General features: G+C 71.3%; 15 protein-coding genes. 9 read left to right on the forward strand and 6 right to left on the reverse strand.

Translation table 11 applies throughout. The features are described 5' to 3' along the window. Nucleotides 1-464: 464 nt before the first annotated feature. Complete coding sequence (gene tkt / locus H0E84_RS17760; RefSeq protein ID WP_180679984.1) at nt 465-2,465, forward strand: transketolase; 2,001 nt, start codon at nt 465-467, stop codon at nt 2,463-2,465. Nucleotides 2,466-2,621: 156 nt separating this feature from the next. Here the strand turns inward: tkt and H0E84_RS17765 are convergent, their stop codons facing one another. The 3 genes from H0E84_RS17765 to H0E84_RS17775 form a co-directional block, all read right to left on the reverse strand. Next, nucleotides 2,622-3,359, reverse strand: coding sequence for a M23 family metallopeptidase (locus H0E84_RS17765; RefSeq protein ID WP_180679985.1), 738 nt, complete (start codon nt 3,357-3,359; stop codon nt 2,622-2,624). Nucleotides 3,360-3,363: 4 nt separating this feature from the next. Next, nucleotides 3,364-4,299, reverse strand: coding sequence for a L,D-transpeptidase family protein (locus H0E84_RS17770; RefSeq protein WP_180679986.1), 936 nt, complete (start codon nt 4,297-4,299; stop codon nt 3,364-3,366). Nucleotides 4,300-4,506: 207 nt separating this feature from the next. Continuing rightward, nucleotides 4,507-6,468 carry an acetyl-CoA hydrolase/transferase C-terminal domain-containing protein gene (locus tag H0E84_RS17775; RefSeq protein WP_180679987.1) on the reverse strand — a complete coding sequence of 654 codons (1,962 nt, stop codon included), beginning with the start codon at nt 6,466-6,468 and terminating at the stop codon, nt 4,507-4,509. Nucleotides 6,469-6,553: 85 nt separating this feature from the next. On the opposite strand from H0E84_RS17775, the gene H0E84_RS17780 reads away from it, so the two are divergent. Together H0E84_RS17780 and H0E84_RS17785 are read left to right on the forward strand one after the other, a co-directional pair. Continuing rightward, on the forward strand, nt 6,554-6,922 hold the full coding sequence (locus tag H0E84_RS17780; protein ID WP_180679988.1) for a BlaI/MecI/CopY family transcriptional regulator: 369 nt from the start codon (nt 6,554-6,556) through the stop codon (nt 6,920-6,922). Then, nucleotides 6,912-8,282, forward strand: coding sequence for a TonB family protein (locus H0E84_RS17785; protein WP_180679989.1), 1,371 nt, complete (start codon nt 6,912-6,914; stop codon nt 8,280-8,282). Before H0E84_RS17780 ends, H0E84_RS17785 begins: the two co-directional genes overlap by 11 nt. Before the next feature lie 20 nt (nt 8,283-8,302). Here H0E84_RS17785 and H0E84_RS17790 read toward each other — a convergent pair whose 3' ends face one another. The 3 genes from H0E84_RS17790 to H0E84_RS17800 are packed head-to-tail and all read right to left on the reverse strand — an operon-like array spanning nt 8,303 to nt 10,591. Continuing rightward, complete coding sequence (locus H0E84_RS17790) at nt 8,303-9,052, reverse strand: sulfite exporter TauE/SafE family protein (RefSeq protein WP_180679990.1); 750 nt, start codon at nt 9,050-9,052, stop codon at nt 8,303-8,305. 52 nt (nt 9,053-9,104) lie between these two features. After that, the gene (locus H0E84_RS17795) at nt 9,105-9,911 is read right to left on the reverse strand and encodes a S1/P1 nuclease (protein WP_180679991.1); all 807 of its coding nucleotides are present in this window, start codon (nt 9,909-9,911) and stop codon (nt 9,105-9,107) included. A 53-nt stretch (nt 9,912-9,964) separates the two neighbouring features. Next, on the reverse strand, nt 9,965-10,591 hold the full coding sequence (locus H0E84_RS17800; RefSeq protein ID WP_180679992.1) for an OmpW/AlkL family protein: 627 nt from the start codon (nt 10,589-10,591) through the stop codon (nt 9,965-9,967). Between the two features lie 174 nt (nt 10,592-10,765). Here H0E84_RS17800 and gap point away from each other — a divergent pair, with 174 nt between their 5' ends. The 6 genes from gap (at nt 10,766) to H0E84_RS17830 (ending at nt 15,917) form a co-directional block, all read left to right on the forward strand. After that, on the forward strand, nt 10,766-11,770 hold the full coding sequence (gap, locus tag H0E84_RS17805) for a type I glyceraldehyde-3-phosphate dehydrogenase (protein ID WP_180679993.1): 1,005 nt from the start codon (nt 10,766-10,768) through the stop codon (nt 11,768-11,770). Between the two features lie 135 nt (nt 11,771-11,905). Next, nucleotides 11,906-13,903, forward strand: a complete 1,998-nt coding sequence (locus tag H0E84_RS17810; protein WP_180679994.1) for a protein-L-isoaspartate(D-aspartate) O-methyltransferase — start codon at nt 11,906-11,908, stop codon at nt 13,901-13,903. Nucleotides 13,904-14,167: 264 nt separating this feature from the next. Beyond that, on the forward strand, nt 14,168-14,356 hold the full coding sequence (locus H0E84_RS17815) for a hypothetical protein (protein ID WP_180679995.1): 189 nt from the start codon (nt 14,168-14,170) through the stop codon (nt 14,354-14,356). Nucleotides 14,357-14,463: 107 nt separating this feature from the next. Continuing rightward, the gene (locus H0E84_RS17820; protein WP_180679996.1) at nt 14,464-15,003 is read left to right on the forward strand and encodes a cysteine hydrolase family protein; all 540 of its coding nucleotides are present in this window, start codon (nt 14,464-14,466) and stop codon (nt 15,001-15,003) included. Beyond that, nucleotides 15,004-15,273: a hypothetical protein gene (locus H0E84_RS17825; RefSeq protein ID WP_180679997.1), complete on the forward strand. Its 270-nt coding sequence runs from the start codon at nt 15,004-15,006 to the stop codon at nt 15,271-15,273. It begins immediately after the preceding gene. A gap of 143 nt (nt 15,274-15,416) precedes the next feature. Continuing rightward, the gene (locus H0E84_RS17830; RefSeq protein ID WP_180679998.1) at nt 15,417-15,917 is read left to right on the forward strand and encodes a YciE/YciF ferroxidase family protein; all 501 of its coding nucleotides are present in this window, start codon (nt 15,417-15,419) and stop codon (nt 15,915-15,917) included. Nucleotides 15,918-15,919: the final 2 nt, after the last annotated feature.

Consider the following 15,919-nt stretch of genomic DNA (forward strand, 5'->3'; position numbering starts at 1 on the left):
GGCCGGACTCAGGGCCGCTGCACATCCATGTGCAGCTCTCCGCAACCCCCCCGGCGCGACTCCCGCTTGAACGTTTGTGGGCTTCGGACGGATGGGCCGCCATGCAGCCGGCAGTGAATCGCCGGTGCGGCGCCTGGGCCGGGAATATGCGGACAGCAGACCATGGATGGTCTGCGGCGGCGAGTCGGGCCATGGATGGCCCGACCGAGCCGGGGAGCATATCCCGGCCCGGGCGCCGCCGGCTCCGAAGCCCACGAACCCGCCGTTCTTTCCAGGCAGCGAAGCAAGAGCGTCTTCGTTAGCGCGCGCTGACGAAAGCCGCGCCAACCAGTCGCCGTCGCCCCAACGACGGTGATGCCACATCGTGACGGATGGGGCTGGGTGGCCCGCCGCGGGCATGACCCGCGCGGGCATGGGACAATGGCGGCCCGCCCGCCGCGCAGCCGCCAGACATTCCCCAATCCATGACCAAGCCGACCCGTCGCGACCTCGCCAACGCCATCCGTTTCCTCGCCGCCGACGCGGTCGAAGCCGCCAAATCCGGGCACCCCGGCATGCCGATGGGTATGGCCGACATCGCCGAAGTGCTGTGGAACGACTACCTCGGCCACAGCCCCGACAACCCGAAGTGGTTCAATCGCGATCGCTTCCTGCTCTCCAACGGCCACGGCTCGATGCTGCAGTACGCGCTGCTGCACCTGGCGGGATACGACCTGACGCTGGAGGATCTGAAGAACTTCCGCCAGCTCGGCTTCCGCACCCCGGGACATCCCGAGAACTTCGTCACCCCCGGCGTCGAGACCACCACCGGCCCGCTCGGCCAGGGCTTCGCCAACGCGGTCGGCTTCGCACTCGCCGAGAAGCTGCTGGCGCAGCGCTACAACCGTCCCGAATACGCCGTCGTCGACCACCGCACCTGGGTCTTCATGGGCGACGGCTGCATGATGGAGGGCATCTCGCACGAAGCCGCCTCGCTCGCCGGCACACTCGGGCTCGGCAAGCTGGTCGCCTTCTGGGACGACAACGGCATCTCCATCGACGGTGAGGTCGAGGGCTGGTTCACCGACGACACTCCGGCCCGCTTCGAAGCCTACGGCTGGCTGGTGATCCGCGACGTCGACGGTCACGACGCCGACGCCATCCGCAAGGCGATCGACCAGGCCATGGCCCAGGACGAGCGTCCGGTGCTGCTCTGCTGCCGCACCACCATCGGTTTCGGTTCGCCGGCGAAGGCCGGCAAGGAGTCCTCGCACGGTGCGCCGCTGGGCGCCGACGAGATCGCCGCCACCCGCAAGGCGCTCGGCTGGGAGTACGGCGCCTTCGAGATTCCCGACGCGATCTACGACGGCTGGCGCGCCAACGGTTCCGGCAAGGTGCGCGAGGAGCAGTGGAACCGCCTGTTCGACGCCTATGCCCAGCGCCATCCGCAGCTGGCCGCCGAACTGACCCGCCGCTCCCACGGCGAGCTGCCGGAGGACTTCGCCGCCGCCGCCGCCGCCTACATCGCCAAGCTTCAGGCCGATGGTCCCACGGTCGCCTCGCGCAAGGCCTCGCAGATGGCGATCGAGGCGTTCGCACCGCACCTGCCCGAGCTGCTCGGCGGTTCCGCCGACCTGGCCGCCTCCAACCTCACCCTGTGGAGCGGCAGCAAGACCGCGGCCGGCGACGATCCCGACGCCAACTACGTGTACTACGGCGTGCGCGAGTTCGCGATGACCGCGATCAGCAACGGCCTGGCGCTGCACGGCGGCTTCATCCCCTACGACGCCACTTTCCTGGTGTTCAGCGACTACGCGCGCAATGCGGTGCGCATGGGTGCGCTGATGGAGGCGCACGCGATCCATGTCTACACCCACGATTCGATCGGCCTGGGCGAGGACGGCCCCACCCACCAGCCGGTCGAGCACCTCGCCAGCCTGCGCCTGATCCCCCACAACGACGTCTGGCGCCCGTGCGACGCCGTCGAGTCGGCGGTGGCGTGGAAGGCCGCGATCGAGCGCAAGGACGGGCCCAGCTGCCTGGTGTTCTCGCGCCAGAACCTGCCGCACCAGGCGCGCACCGATGGGCAGCTCGGGCAGATCGTCCGTGGTGGCTACGTGCTGGCCGATGCCGAGGGCGGCGCACCGGACCTGATCCTGATCGCCACCGGCTCCGAGGTCGGCCTGGCCATGCAGGCGAGGGCGGCGCTGGATGCCGACGGCGTGCGCACGCGCGTGGTGTCGATGCCTTCGAGCGATGTGTTCGACCGCCAGGATCCCGCGTACCGCGAGTCGGTGCTCCCTGGCGGCTGCCGCAGGCGCTTGGCGATCGAGGCCGGCGTCACCGATTTCTGGCGCAAGTACGTGGGCCTGGACGGTGCGGTGATCGGCCTGGATCGCTTCGGCGCTTCGGCGCCGGCGGGCGCGCTGTTCGAGCATTTCGGGTTCACCGTGGAAAAGGTGCTCGAGGCGGCGCGGTCGCTGTAGCGCGGGCAGATCGGTGAAGGCCGGCGGCTGCCGGCCTTCGCGCGCCCCGGGTCCCGAGCAGCCCGCGAGGCGGGCTCCATGCTGTCGTCGGCCATGGCCGGCGCGACGTCCGACTGCTTGGGCAGGGCTCGTCGCCCGACGCGCCGGAGGCACGCCCTAGCGCGGCGCCGTGCCGTCGCGCAGAAACGGGAAGGGATTCACCGGCTCGCCCTGCCACCAGTTGCGCTCCGGGCCGAGGCGGAAGATCGCGAAGTGCAGGTGCGGCGCCTCCACGTCGGCGTTGCCGGAGCTGCCGACCGTTCCGATCACCTGCCCGCGGCGGAGTGCCTGGCCTTCCTCCAGCCCCGGCGCATAGGCCTGCAGGTGCCCGTAGTAGTACGCGTAGCGGCCGCCGGGCTCGAACTGATAGATCGTCAGGCCGCCACGCTCGCTGTCGAACAGCTTCTCGACGTGGCCGTCGGCCACGGCCAGCACCGGTGTGCCGGCGGGCGCCATGATGTCGATCGCATCATGGCGGCGTCCCCGGCCGCGGGCATCGCTGTAGGTGTCGAGCAGCGCGCTTCGGGCAACGCCCTGGACAGGGACCAGAAGTCCTCCTGACCCGGCTGCCGTGGCGGGCATTGCGGGAACGGTCGGCCGGGGAGCCGGCTGCCGGCGCGCGCCGGGGGCGAGGCCGGGTTCGCCGTGCTTTTCCGACGCCGCAGGCGCAGGCACGGGTGCGGCTTCGCGGCCGCTCCGTGGTCGTATCGGCGCGGGTGCGGCCGCCGGCTGGTCCGGCCGACCCGCTGCTGGCGCGGGCGGTACGGGGCTCGGGGACACGTGCACCGGCCGGGTCCACCAGAGCCACAGCGCCAGTGCGGTCGCAGCGACGACGGCGGCGACGACCGCGCGCACAGCGCTATTCCTGCATCACCACGGCCGTGCCCACCTCGAGCGCCGCGGCCACGGTCAGCGCGTCCCAGTTGGTCAGGCGCACACAGCCATGCGATGCGGTCTTGCCGACGCTGGCGGGCTCCGGCGTGCCATGAATCCCGTAGTGGGGCTTGGACAGGTCGATCCACACCGTGCCGACGGGATTGTTGGGGCCGGGCGCGATGTTGGCCTTGGCATCCGAGTCGTCGGCGTCCCAGAACAGTTCGGGGTTGTAGTGGAAGGTGGGGTCGTGGGCGATCGCCTCGACGGTCCATTCGCCGATCGGCAGCGGATCGTTCTCGCTGCCGGAGGTGACGGGAAACTGTGCCATGGTCCGGTCGTTGCCGTCGAGCAGCACCAGCGTGCCGCCGGACTCGTCGACGACGACCCTGGCCGCCTTCTCCAGCGCCGGCAGGTCGCGGACGTTGGGCACGCGCAGGGTCGCGCCGGCCGTCGGTTCGACATCGGGATTGAGGGAGCGCAGCAATTCGGGACTGGCCTGGAAACGCTCGCCGAGCGCCTCCCAGGCCGAGGCGTAGCCGAGCCGGTCCAGCTCGGCCTTCTCGAGCATGTCTTCCGGGATCTCCGCGTAGGGGGCGGCGAGATCCTCTCCGGTCAGCGCGTGCTCGACGAGCGCGGGAGCGCCGTCGTCGAGCGCCTCCCAGGTCGCATCGTCCAGTTTCCCGCTTGCCGGCAGGTCGCGCGCAGCCTGGAACCCGCGCAGCGCCCGCGCCTGGTTGGAGCCGGCGATGCCGTCGATCTCGCCTGGCGAGAAGCGCGCGCGTGCCAGCAGCACCTGAGCGTGCAGGTCGCCGCCGGCCTGCGCCGGATCCGCGTCGTCCGTAGCCGGATCGGCGGCGCGTGCGGCCGGAAATGCGCAGGCCATCGCCAGGAAGATCGCAACGACGAAGCGGATGGACATGGGCGTCTACTCCGTGCTTGGGAGGCCGCACCATGGCGGGACCGATGCATTTCGCGCGTGAAGCGCCGACGCAGAGCCGACGGAGCGTTCAGGCAAACGGGCGGTGACGATGGCCCGGGCGGCGCAGCGCCCGCCACGCGGCAGGGCGGCGCGCGGCTGCAGGGCCCGCTTCCGGGAGGCGACGAAGGCGCCCGCGGTCTCCCAGGTTCAGGGGCCATGCGCGGCTGTCGCCAACGCCAGCGCCAGCAGCCGACGCTCGATCCACGCGCGTGCCGAGCGCGGTCGTTGCAGATCCATGCGCGCGAGCGCCGCGTCGTCGCCGGCTGCGGTCGCGCGCAGCAGCGCCCGTGCCAGGGTGCGGGCCTTGCCGACCGGCGTGGCGGTCTCGTCGCGCAGCCATCCGAGCGCACGAACGAGGCGTTGTTCCACTTCGGTGAAGTCGCTGCCGAGCGGATAGTCGGGGAGAGTGCCGTCGCCGCGCAGCGGCGCCAGCGCCGCGCGCAGCCGCGCCGGGGCGTTCCGGCGCCAGCGCGCAGGGGCGACGAAGTCCTTACGCAGCTTGCCCGCCCGCTGCGCGCGCTCGAGCAGCCCGCCCTGGAAGCGCGCGTCGGCGATGCCCGCCATCGCGATCACGCAGTCCTCGTCGGCCAGGCCGCGCACGTCGGCGATGCCGTACTCGGTCACGTAGAGGTCGCGCAGGTGGCGCGGGATGGTGACGTGGCCGTAGTTCCAGCGGACGTTCGACTCGGTCGCCCCGCCGGCCCCGCGGGTAGCGCGCAGCAGCAGCGCCGAGCGACCGTCCGCAAGCGCATGCGCCATCGCCACGAAGTTGTACTGGCCGCCGACTCCGGACACCACCCGTCCGTCTTCCAGCCCGTCGGAAACGGCGGCACCGAGCGCGGTGGCCATCATGCAGGAGTTGAAGAAGCGCGCGTCGCGCCGCTGCAGGCGCTCCAGCGCTTCGTCGAGCCCGTAGAGCTCGTTGACCTCGGACACGCGCTTCATGCCGATGCCGCGCCGGGTATCGTCGTCCAGCCCGCGCAGCCAATCGTAGAACTCCGGTGAACCGAGGTAGAACGCGCCATGCAGAAACTCGCCGTCGCGCTCGACCAGTTCCCGGTCCAGCGCGCTGGCGCTGCCGTCGTTCATCCGCTGCATCAGCGCTGCCTTGTCGACCACCTTGCGGCGGATCACCCCCGCCTCCACCAGGCGCTTGAAGCCCTCGTTGATCATCTCGCTGCAGCCGTACAGGCCCTGCTCGAACGGGCCGAGACCGCCGCAGGCGCGCACCGCCGGATGCGATTCCAGGTCCGGGTCCAGCGCACCGAGCACGCGCCGGTAGGCGGCGTTGTCGGTGTGCCGCAACGCCAGCGCATGACAGAGCGCGTCGGCCAGCGCACCGATGCCGATCTGCAGTGTGCCGCCGTCGCGCACCAGCGCGCTGGCATAGAAACCGATCGCGTAGTCGGCGTCGCCCAACGGCTGCCTGGGCAGGCCGAACAGCTGCGGATGCGGCGGCGGCGGCGCCACCACCGCATCGAAGAACGCCGCATCCACTTCCGCGGCGCCGCCCAGCCAGGGCAGGTGCGGATCGATCTCCGCGACCAGCAGCGGGCGCGGCAGGCCGCGTGCCACCACCGCATCCACCGCGTCGAAGGTGAGGTCGGTGTTGGAGGAGAGCGACAGTCGGCTGCCGTCTTCACTGGCGGCGACCTTCTGGACCACGCAGTTGAGTCCCCGGTCGGCCAGCGCGCGGGCGACGTGGGTGTAGTTGAGGCTGGCGTAGCGGCGCTGTGCCTGCACCGAGCCGAGCAGCGCGCCGGATTGCAGGTAGAACTCCTCCACCTCGATGTGCGCAGGCAGGGCGTCGCGGCGCATCGCGGCGACGTAGGCCAGGCGCGGAAAGTCGTCGCCGAACTGCCGGGCGACGAAGGGTGCGAGGAAGCGCCCTTCCAACCCGGCGCCTCCCGTCGGCGGGTCCAGCGAGAGCGCGGTGTACAGCGCCAGGGGCCGCGACGGGTCCGCTTCGATGCGCGCGTAGAGGGCATTGAGCAGCCGATGCGGCTTGCCGAGGCCGAGCGGGGCGCCGATGCGCAGCGGTCCGTCGATGCGCCCGAGCATGAAACCGACGGCGTCGTCGAGCGCCTGGAACCGCTGTGGCGTAGTCATGTCCCGAGTATCTCACCCGGTCCGCGAGCGCCTTGACAAGATCGATTACAGGCGTAATCTATCGTAAAGATTACGGATGTAAACGATGCAGATCAGCGAGGCGGAATCGGCGGTGATGGACGTGCTCTGGAGCCGCAGCCCGCGGACGGCCGAGGAGGTGGCCGAGGCCCTGCGCGAATCGCGCGACTGGCAGGAGCCCACGGTCAAGACCCTGCTCAACCGCCTGCTGAAGAAGGGCGCGATCGCGGCGGAGCGCGACGGACGGCGCTACCTCTACGCGCCGGTGCTGGCGCGCGAAGCCTGGGTGGCGCAGCAGAGCCAGGGTTTGGTGCAACGCATCTTCGGCGGCCGGGTCGCGCCGCTGGTGGCGCACTTCAGCGAACAGGGCCGGCTCACTCCGGAGGACATCGCCGAACTGCGGCGGCTGATCGACGGACTCGACGATGGACACTGAATTCCTGCTGCGCTGGCTGGCGGAAAGCACGGCGGCGACCGCCGTCGCCGCCTGCCTGGTGCTGATGCTGCGCCGGCCGCTGCGGCGCGCGTTCGGCGCCGGCGCGGCCTACCTGGCGTGGGCGCTGGTGCCCGCCGCGCTGCTTGCGGCTTCGCTGCCGCGCCCCGCCGTGGATTCGCCGCTGCTGCAGGCCCTGCCGCTCCACCCGGGCGTGCTCGTGGGCGGCGCCATGCCGCTGGACGGGCAGGGCGCCGGCGTCTCCGATGCGGCATCGGCGGCGGCGCTGCTGTCCGCCTGGGCCGTCGGGGCGGTGCTGCTCGGACTGCGGCTGGTAGCCCGCCAGCGGCGGTTCAACGCCGCCCTGGGCGCGCTGCGGCGCCGGCCCGACGGCGCCTGGGAATCGAGCGGCGGCCAGGGTCCGGCGGTGGTCGGCGTCTGGCGTCCGCGGATCGTGGTGCCGCCGGATTTCGATGCGCGCTATCCGAAACGACAGGCGGCGCTGATCCTCGAGCACGAGCGCGTCCATGCCCGGCGCGGCGACGTGCCGGCCAGCCTCGCGGCCACCGTGCTGCGCTGCCTGTACTGGTTCAACCCCCTGCTGCACGCGGCAGCCGCGCGCTTCCGCCTCGACCAGGAACTGGCCTGCGATGCGGCGGTGCTGGCGCGACACCCCGGCGCCGGGCGCAGCTACGGATACGCGATGTTGAACACGCAGCTGGCCGTCCCCGGACTGCCGGCCGGCTGTCATTGGCAGTCCAGCCAATCCTTGAAGGAGCGCATCACCATGCTCGGAAATCCCCAACCAGGCGTCATCCGGCGTCATCTCGGAAGCTCGATGCTTTGCGTCCTGCTGGCCGGCAGTGCCTACGCCGTGTGGGCGGTGCGGCCGGCACTGGCCACTGCGTCGCCGGCAGCGCCGGCATCGTCCCTCCAGGCTGGACCAGCGGCGGCGGGCGCGGAGAGGGCGCCCGCTGCAGCCCGGCCGGCCGGAGCAGGCATTGCCGACGCAGGCGCCGGCGATGGCGGACCGGATTCCGTCACCCCGCCACCCCGGTATCCCGCCGCGGCGGTCGCCGCGAAGCAGAGCGGGCGGGTCGTGCTCAGACTGCTGGTGGGGGTCGACGGCAGCGTGAAGGACGTGGTGGTCGAGGCCTCCGAGCCGGCAGGGGTCTTCGATGCGGCGACCATCGATGCGGCGCGGCAGTGGAAGATCGCGCCGCGGATGCAGGAGGGCGAGGCCATCGAAGGCTGGGTCAGGGTGCCCGTCACGTTCGAGATACCGCCCGAGGAACCGGCCGGGAACGCCGTCGACGGGGTGGCGCCGGCGCGGGCTGCAGACCGGCACGGAGCGGCCGGCTGAGCCGGTGCTCCGTCCCCGCCTCACGCCAGTAGCAGCTTGCCGGCGGCCACCAGCAGCACCAGGCCCAGCACCCGCCGCAGTCCCGTCAGCGGCAGCCATGACAGCCCGAACTGGGTGCCGAGCAGCGCCCCGACCGCCACCACGCACAGCCACAGCGGCAGCGCGTCGGGCAGGGTGCCCTCGGCGCGCAGCAGCCCCGCCAGCGCGGCGAGGGAGTTGATCCACACGAACGCCACGGAGGTGCCGCTGGCCTCGCGCGTGGGCATCCAGTGCATGAACAGCAGCAGCGGGGTGAGGAAGATCGCCCCGCCGGTGCCGGTCAGTCCCGACAGGGCACCGATCGCCGCGCCCGCGATCAGGCCCGGCAACCACGGGACGCGCCGGCCGGCGGCGCGCGCGTCGCTGGCGGCGGCGGCGCCGGCGCTGCGGAAGACCCCGGCGGCTGCGACCAGAAGGACCACGCCGAGCAGGACCGAAAACTCGCGCTCCGGCAGGGAGACCCCGGCGGCGAGGAACGCGGCCGGGGCGGAGGCGAGCGCGAAGGGCAGCACGTTGCGCCAGCGCACGTGGCCGGCGCGGTGGAACCGCACAAGGCCGATCCCGCCCACCAGCAGGTTGAGCGCCAGCGCGGTCGGGCGGATCTGTTCCGGCGCCAGCCCGGCCAGCGCCATGGCGGCGATGTAGCCGCTGGCCCCGGCGTGTCCTACGGACGAGTAGAGCGTGGCGACGAGGAAGAACAGCAGGGCCAGCAGCAGGACGGTCTCGCTCATCGCGAAATGGTAGCGGCTGACTTGCTGTGGCAGCGTCGCGCCGCCGCGCCGTTCAGTCGTCCAGCGCCTGGTTCAGCAGCATCGCCAGTCTGCGGCCGCCGAGCACGAGCTGGCGCTCGGCCACCGGGCGCCATGTCCGGTAGTAGGCCGGATCGAGCGTCGCGCGAGCGGGGTAAACGCCCGGACGGCGGACGATGCGACACGATTCCTCGGCCCAGCGGGCCGGGTCCACCCCGGCGCCGGCCGTCGCGGTCGCGGCCGGCAGCGCCCGCAGGCGCGCCAGCTGGCGGGACTGCGACTCGTGCCGGCTATCGAACAGGCCGCTGTCCCACAGCGCGTGCAGGTTGCTGCCGCGGCCGTCGCGGCTGCCGTCTGGAAGGTTGACCTGCACCGTGTTGCCGCCCTTGTCGCGGGCGTAGCCGGCATGCATCGGCTGGTGCACGTCGCCGACGAAATGCACCACGAACTTCAGCGCCTGGAGGCGCTCTTCAGGTGGGCGGGCGCGATCGGCGAGGATCGCGGTCTGGTCGACGATCGCCTCGACCACGCAGGCGCCGTCGGGGCAGTCGCGGGCGGCGACGTAGCTGCAGCCGGACTCGCCGAGGTTGACGTAGTGCCACGGGGCGCTGGCGCGGCCGAGGTCGGGGTCCTCCGAGCGCAGCGCGTCGGCCCAGTTGGCCACCCCGGCGAGGGTGGGCTCGGATTCGTCGCGCAACAGCGCCTGGACTTCGGCGCGCGCCGATGGGGTGAGCCCGGCGTCGGCCAGTTCCGCCACCAGGCGGTGGCCGCGCGGCCCCCAGGCGGAGGCGGGCGCCATCGCCAGGGACAGCAGCAGTACGGCAAGAAGGGAGCGGACCATCCAGGCATTCTACCGGCACGGCCGCTCCACCCCCTGTCCATTCGAACGTCCGCTCAGAACCGCAACACCCAGGCGGCGCCGTAGACCAGCGGATCGATCTGCGCGGTGCCGAGCCGGACGCCGTCGACAGACACGTCGGTGTCGATATCGATCCAGCGTGCGTCGATGCGCAGCGAGCCGCGCTCGCCGATGCGGAAATCCAGGCCGGCGTGAGCGGCCAGGCCCCAGGAGTCGCCCAGCGACAGGTCGCCGCCGGCCAGCGCGCCGCTGGTGTCTTCGCTGAAGAACTTCGTGTAGTTGAGGCCGATGCCCAGCAGCGGCGAAACGCGTCCGCCGCGGTTGAAGTGGTACTGCAGGCTCGCCGTGGGCGGCAGGTGCCGGGTGCTGCCGACGCGGCCCAGCCCGTCGATGGAGACGTCGTGCTGGAACGGCAGCGCCGCCAGCACCTCCAGGCCGAAACCGTCTCGCAGGAAGTACTCCACTGCGAAGGTGGGGCGGACGTCGCTGCCGACGTCCAGCGGCAGGGTGCCGCCGGCGAGCGCGCCGTTGTCGGACTTCGGGTCGATCCGGTGGGCGCCGAGGGCCAGGGTCCAGTCGCCGGCCGGCTGCGCGGCGGCGGGCAGGGCGGCGGCGGAGAAGAGCGCGGCGGCGAGGAGAGTGGCGAGCGGTTTGCGGGTCATGGGCGTGCCTCGATCGGGAATGCCGGCAGTGTTCGCGCCGCAGCGCCGGCGCGCCTTGATCGCGATCAAGGCGGCGGCGCCCGGGTACGGCCCGGGGCGGGCGGCGCGGGCCTGCTAAAATCCAGGGTCCGTCCACCCCCACCGCGCCTCGGCGCGACCGCAGGAGTCCGCTACATGACGATCAAGGTTGGCATCAACGGCTTCGGCCGCATCGGCCGCAACGTGCTGCGCTCGGCGTTCCAGAACTTCGGCGACGACATCGAGATCGTGGCGATCAACGACCTGCTGGAGCCGGACTATCTGGCCTACATGCTGCGCTACGACTCGGTCCACGGCCGCTTCGACGGCGAGGTCTCGATCGACGGGGCCACCCTGGTGGTGAACGGCAAACGCATCCGGCTGACCCAGGAGCGCGATCCCGCCAGCCTCAAGTGGGACGAGATGGGCGCCGAGGTGGTGATCGAGTCGACCGGCCTGTTCCTGACCAAGGAGACCTGCCAGAAGCACCTGGACGCCGGCGCGAAGAAGGTGATCCAGTCGGCGCCGTCCAAGGACGACACGCCGATGTTCGTGTTCGGCGTCAACCACGAAAAATACGCCGGCGAGGCGATCGTCTCCAACGCCAGCTGCACCACCAACTGCCTCGCCCCGGTGGCGAAGGTGCTCAACGACAAGTGGGGCATCGAGCGCGGCCTGATGACCACCGTGCATGCGGCGACCGCGACGCAGAAGACCGTCGACGGCCCCTCCAACAAGGACTGGCGCGGGGGCCGCGGCATCCTGGAGAACATCATTCCGTCCTCCACCGGTGCGGCCAAGGCGGTCGGCAAGGTGATTCCCGAGCTCAACAAGAAGCTCACCGGCATGGCGTTTCGGGTGCCGACCTCCGACGTGTCGGTGGTCGACCTGACCGTGGAGCTGGAGAAGGGCGCCAGCTACGAGGAGATCTGCGCCGAGATGAAGGCGCAGTCGGAGGGCGCGCTGAAGGGCATCCTCGGCTATACCGAGGACAAGGTGGTCGCGACCGATTTCCGCACCGACCCGCGCACCTCGATCTTCGACGCGGATGCGGGCATCCAGCTCGATCCCACCTTCGTCAAGCTGGTCGCCTGGTACGACAACGAGTGGGGGTATTCCAACAAGTGCCTGGAGATGGTGCGGGTGGTGGCGGCGAAATAGTCCCGCCGCTGCCGCGTCAGCATGCGAAGGCCCCGCCCAGGCGGGGCCTTCGCTTTTTCCGCTGCGCTCGGCGGTGACGCCGGCTGCACGGCAGGCCTGATAGAACGCAGGCGTCATCCGGCCGGTACGGCAGACATGCGCGATCCGCAACGCGCCCGCGAACGCATGGTCGAAACGCACATCGCCGCCCGCGGCGTGCGCGACCGTGCCGTACTCGACGCGATGGCCACGGTGCCGCGCGAGCGCTTCGTCGAGCCGGGGATGGAAGAGTTCGCCTACGAGGACAGCCCGCTGCCGATCGGCGCGGGCCAGACCATCTCGCAGCCCTACATCGTCGCGCTGATGATCGAGGCGGCCGGCATCGCCACCGGCGACCGCGTGCTGGAGGTCGGCGCCGGTTCGGGCTACGCGGCCGCCGTGATGAGCCGGATCGCCGACCGGGTGCATGCGGTAGAACGCCACGCTTCGCTCGCGGAAGCGGCACAGCGGCGCTTCGACGCCCTCGGCTACCGCAACATCGAGCTGCGCACCGGCGACGGCAGCCGGGGCTGGCCGGAGGTGGCGCCGTTCGATGCGATCCTCGTCGCCGCCGGCGCACCGGAGCCGCCGCGCGCGCTGCGCGAACAGCTCGCCCTCGGCGGCCGGCTGGTGGTGCCGGTCGGCGACGACGTCGCCGGGCAGCGGCTGCGCCGGATCACCCGCGTCGCTGACGACGACTACGACGAGGAGGACCTGGGCGGCGTGCGCTTCGTCCCGCTGATCGGCGAGCAGGGGTGGGCCGAGGACGGCAGCCGCGCGGCCAGCAACCACAGTGCCGGGCATGCGCGCGGGCGCTCGCTGCCGCAATTGATCGCCGAGGCCGCGGAGCCGTTGCCGGCGCCCGATGCGCCGGACTTCGCCGCCGCCTTCGACCGTTTCGCAGCCTGTCGCGTCGTGCTGCTGGGCGAATGCAGCCACGGCACGTCCGAGTTCTACCGCGCCCGGGACGCCATCACCCGGCGTCTGATCGAGCGGCACGGCTTCCGCTTCGTCGCCGTGGAAGCCGACTGGCCCGACGCCGCGGCGGTCAACCGCCACGTGCGCCACCTGCCGCAACGCGCCGGGGCCGAACCGATATTTCAGCGCTTCCCCACCTGGATGTGGCGCAACGCCGAGGTCGCGGCGCTGGTCGACTGGCTGCGCGCGCACAACCGCGAGCGGGACGCCGCGCGACAGGCCGGTTTCTATGGCCTGGACATCTACAACATGAGCGACTCGATCGCCGCCGTGCTGGCCTATCTGGACGAGATCGATCCCGAGGCCGCGGCGGTCGCGCGTGAGCGCTACGGCTGCCTGACGCCGTGGCAGAGCGACCCCGCAACCTACGGCCGCGCCGTGTTGCGCGAGGGATACCGCAAATGCGAGCAGGCGGTGGTGCGCCAGTGCCGCGACCTGCTGGAGAGACGGTTGCGCTACGCCGAGGCCGACGGCGAGCGCTTCCTCGATGCCGCCCAGAGCGCGCGCCTGGTCGCATCCGCGGAGCGCTACTACCGGGTGATGTACTACGGCGGCGCGGAGAGCTGGAACCTGCGCGACACCCACATGTTCGAGACCCTGAACCATCTGCTCCAGGCGCACGGCGACGACGCGAAGGCGGTGGTCTGGGCGCACAACTCGCACATCGGCGACGCCCGCCACACCGAGATGGGCGCCGCGCGGGAGGAGCTGAACATCGGCCAGCTGTGTCGCGAACGCTTCGGCGACGCGGCGGCGCTGATCGGTTTCGGCACCCATGCCGGTACCGTCGCCGCAGCCAGCGACTGGGGCGGCGACATGCGGATCGCGCGCGTGCGGCCTTCGCATCGCGACAGCGTCGAACGCCTGTGCCACGACGCGGACGTGCCGCGCTGCCTGCTCGACCTGCGCGCCGGGCGCCACGAGGCGTTGCGGCGCGGCCTGCTGGCGCCGCGGCTGGAGCGCTTCATCGGCGTCATCTACCGCCCCGACACCGAGCTGCAAAGCCACTACGCCGAGGTTTCGCTGCCGCAGCAGTTCGATGCCTACGTCTGGTTCGACCAGACCCGGGCGGTGACGCCGCTGGGCCCGCAGCACCCCGAGGCAGGACCGCCGGAGACCTTCCCGTTCGGCCTGTAGGACAGCGCGGACGTGCACCGCGGGCGGCCGCCCGCGATCGCTGGAAGGGCGACTCCAGGACGTGCCGAATCGCTCGGCCGCCTGTGCCGCGACATTCGGCCACGAGCGGTGGGCCCCCGGCGCCTCGAAAGACGAACCGCCCACGGCGACTCCGATTCGTGCTGAACGGTTCAGTCCGGCATAGACGGACCGTTGCTCGCTTCACGCCGTATCGCGCGCGCCCTGCATAGCCTGTCCCGCCAGATCGAGAACGACGGAGGACAGATGGCAAGCCAGCAACAGGGAACGCCGCTCCCGGGCGGTTCCGGCCCGGCAGACGCCCCGGACCTCAACAACCCCGGCCGCAACCCGGACGACCCGTCGCGACAGCCGCCGGACCATCCCGGGCGCGACGACCGCCGCGGGGGCGAGCGTGGCCAGGAGCCGCCGGGGCAGGGCCATCCGCGCGACTGAGGCGCGGACATCGTCTGCCGGCGCCGCCATCGGGTGCCTGCACCTTCCCTGGACGCGGGCGCCGCGACGATCGCGCGCCGCCGTTACCCGGAACGCCGCCAGCCCCCATGCCGAACCGTGCCGTCTCGCTGCTGATCCTCGACATGATCAACCCGTTCGATTTCCCCGCCGCGGGAAAACTGCGCGCGCGTGCGCTGCGGATGGCGCCGCGCCTGGTGCGGCTCAAGCGCCGGGTCAAGGCGGCGGGTGGCAGCTGCGTCTACGTCAACGACAACTTCGGCCTGTGGCAATCCAACTTCCGCGAGCTGCTGGCGAGGGTCCAGGAGACGCCCGGCGCGGAACTGGCCAATCGCCTCGCCCCGGACGAGGACGACCGCTTCGTGCTCAAGCCCCGCAATTCCGGCTTCTTCCAGACCCCGCTGGAGCTGCTGCTGCAGCACCTGGGCGCGAAACGGGTGATCGTCAGCGGCATCGCCGCCGAGTCCTGCGTGCTGGCGACCGCGCTCGACGCGCACATGCGCGAGCTCGACTGCCGGGTCCCCTCCGACTGCACCGAGTCGGTTTCGGACGCGCGCAAACAGGCGGCGCTGCAGGTGCTCCGGGCGGCACGGATCGAGACCGGCGCCTCTGCGGGGCCGACTGCATGAATGGAGCGCTTCGCAGTGTCGCCTGACATCGTCGGCTGGGCTGCCTCTGCGATCCTCCTGGCCACCCTGTCCCGGCAGATCCATACCCAGTCGAAGGACCCGGACGCCCGCGGCGTCTCGAAGTGGCTCTTCGCCGGCCAGATCGCCGCCTCCACCGGTTTCATCGTCTACAGCTGGCTGCTCGACAACTGGGTGTTCATCGTCACCAACGCCGCGATCCTGGTCACCGCGATGGTCGGGCAGGTGGCGGTGGCCAGGAAGAAGCGCTGAGCCCGTCCCCGGGGTCCCGCACCCAGGAAATTGCTCCGATCCGGTGAAGGCAGGGAGGCGTTTTTTTCACCGCGGTTTTGCCCCGCCGGCCGTAACTTGCGCCGGCACCATCCCCCGAAACGACCAAGCAGGAGATTCCCCCGATGTCCGTGAAAACCATAGAAGACCTTTTCATCCACGAGCTCTCCGACATACACAGTGCCGAGCGGCAGCTGACCAAGGCGCTGCCGCGGCTGGCCAAGGCGGCCGACGCGCCGGAGCTGGCGTCGGCGTTCGAGGCGCACCTGGAAGAGACCAACGGCCAGATCGAGCGCATCGACCAGGTAGTCGAGCTGCTGGGCATCAAGCTCAAGCGGATCAAGTGCGCGGCGATGGAAGGATTGATCGAGGAGGGCAAGGAAGTGATCGACGAAGTCGAGGCCGGCCCGCTGCGCGACGCCGCGCTGATCGGCGGCGCGCAGAAGGTCGAGCACTACGAGATCGCCTCCTACGGCACGCTGTGCGCGCTCGCCAAGCAGCTCGGCTACAAGGATGCGATCCCGCTGTTGCAGGAGACGCTGGACGAGGAAAAGGCCACCGATGAGAAGCTGACCATGCTGGCCGAGAGCGGCGGCAACGCGCGCGCGGCCAGGCAGGCCGCCTGACC

It is taken from the genome of Luteimonas salinisoli (assembly GCF_013425525.1).
In the GTDB taxonomy this organism is placed as follows: domain Bacteria; phylum Pseudomonadota; class Gammaproteobacteria; order Xanthomonadales; family Xanthomonadaceae; genus Luteimonas; species Luteimonas salinisoli.

What these genes read in the sequence shown, in the direction of transcription:
- H0E84_RS17780 (WP_180679988.1), top strand. Translation starts at nt 6,554, where the DNA reads ATGCAGATCAGCGAGGCGGAATCGGCGGTGATGGACGTGCTCTGGAGC.
- H0E84_RS17770 (WP_180679986.1), bottom strand. Translation starts at nt 4,299, where the DNA reads ATGTCCATCCGCTTCGTCGTTGCGATCTTCCTGGCGATGGCCTGCGCA.
- tkt (WP_180679984.1), top strand. Translation starts at nt 465, where the DNA reads ATGACCAAGCCGACCCGTCGCGACCTCGCCAACGCCATCCGTTTCCTC.
- gap (WP_180679993.1), top strand. Translation starts at nt 10,766, where the DNA reads ATGACGATCAAGGTTGGCATCAACGGCTTCGGCCGCATCGGCCGCAAC.
- H0E84_RS17790 (WP_180679990.1), bottom strand. Translation starts at nt 9,052, where the DNA reads ATGAGCGAGACCGTCCTGCTGCTGGCCCTGCTGTTCTTCCTCGTCGCC.
- H0E84_RS17810 (WP_180679994.1), top strand. Translation starts at nt 11,906, where the DNA reads ATGCGCGATCCGCAACGCGCCCGCGAACGCATGGTCGAAACGCACATC.
- H0E84_RS17825 (WP_180679997.1), top strand. Translation starts at nt 15,004, where the DNA reads ATGGAGCGCTTCGCAGTGTCGCCTGACATCGTCGGCTGGGCTGCCTCT.
- H0E84_RS17795 (WP_180679991.1), bottom strand. Translation starts at nt 9,911, where the DNA reads ATGGTCCGCTCCCTTCTTGCCGTACTGCTGCTGTCCCTGGCGATGGCG.
- H0E84_RS17820 (WP_180679996.1), top strand. Translation starts at nt 14,464, where the DNA reads ATGCCGAACCGTGCCGTCTCGCTGCTGATCCTCGACATGATCAACCCG.
- H0E84_RS17800 (WP_180679992.1), bottom strand. Translation starts at nt 10,591, where the DNA reads ATGACCCGCAAACCGCTCGCCACTCTCCTCGCCGCCGCGCTCTTCTCC.
- H0E84_RS17775 (WP_180679987.1), bottom strand. Translation starts at nt 6,468, where the DNA reads ATGACTACGCCACAGCGGTTCCAGGCGCTCGACGACGCCGTCGGTTTC.
- H0E84_RS17815 (WP_180679995.1), top strand. Translation starts at nt 14,168, where the DNA reads ATGGCAAGCCAGCAACAGGGAACGCCGCTCCCGGGCGGTTCCGGCCCG.
- H0E84_RS17785 (WP_180679989.1), top strand. Translation starts at nt 6,912, where the DNA reads ATGGACACTGAATTCCTGCTGCGCTGGCTGGCGGAAAGCACGGCGGCG.
- H0E84_RS17830 (WP_180679998.1), top strand. Translation starts at nt 15,417, where the DNA reads ATGTCCGTGAAAACCATAGAAGACCTTTTCATCCACGAGCTCTCCGAC.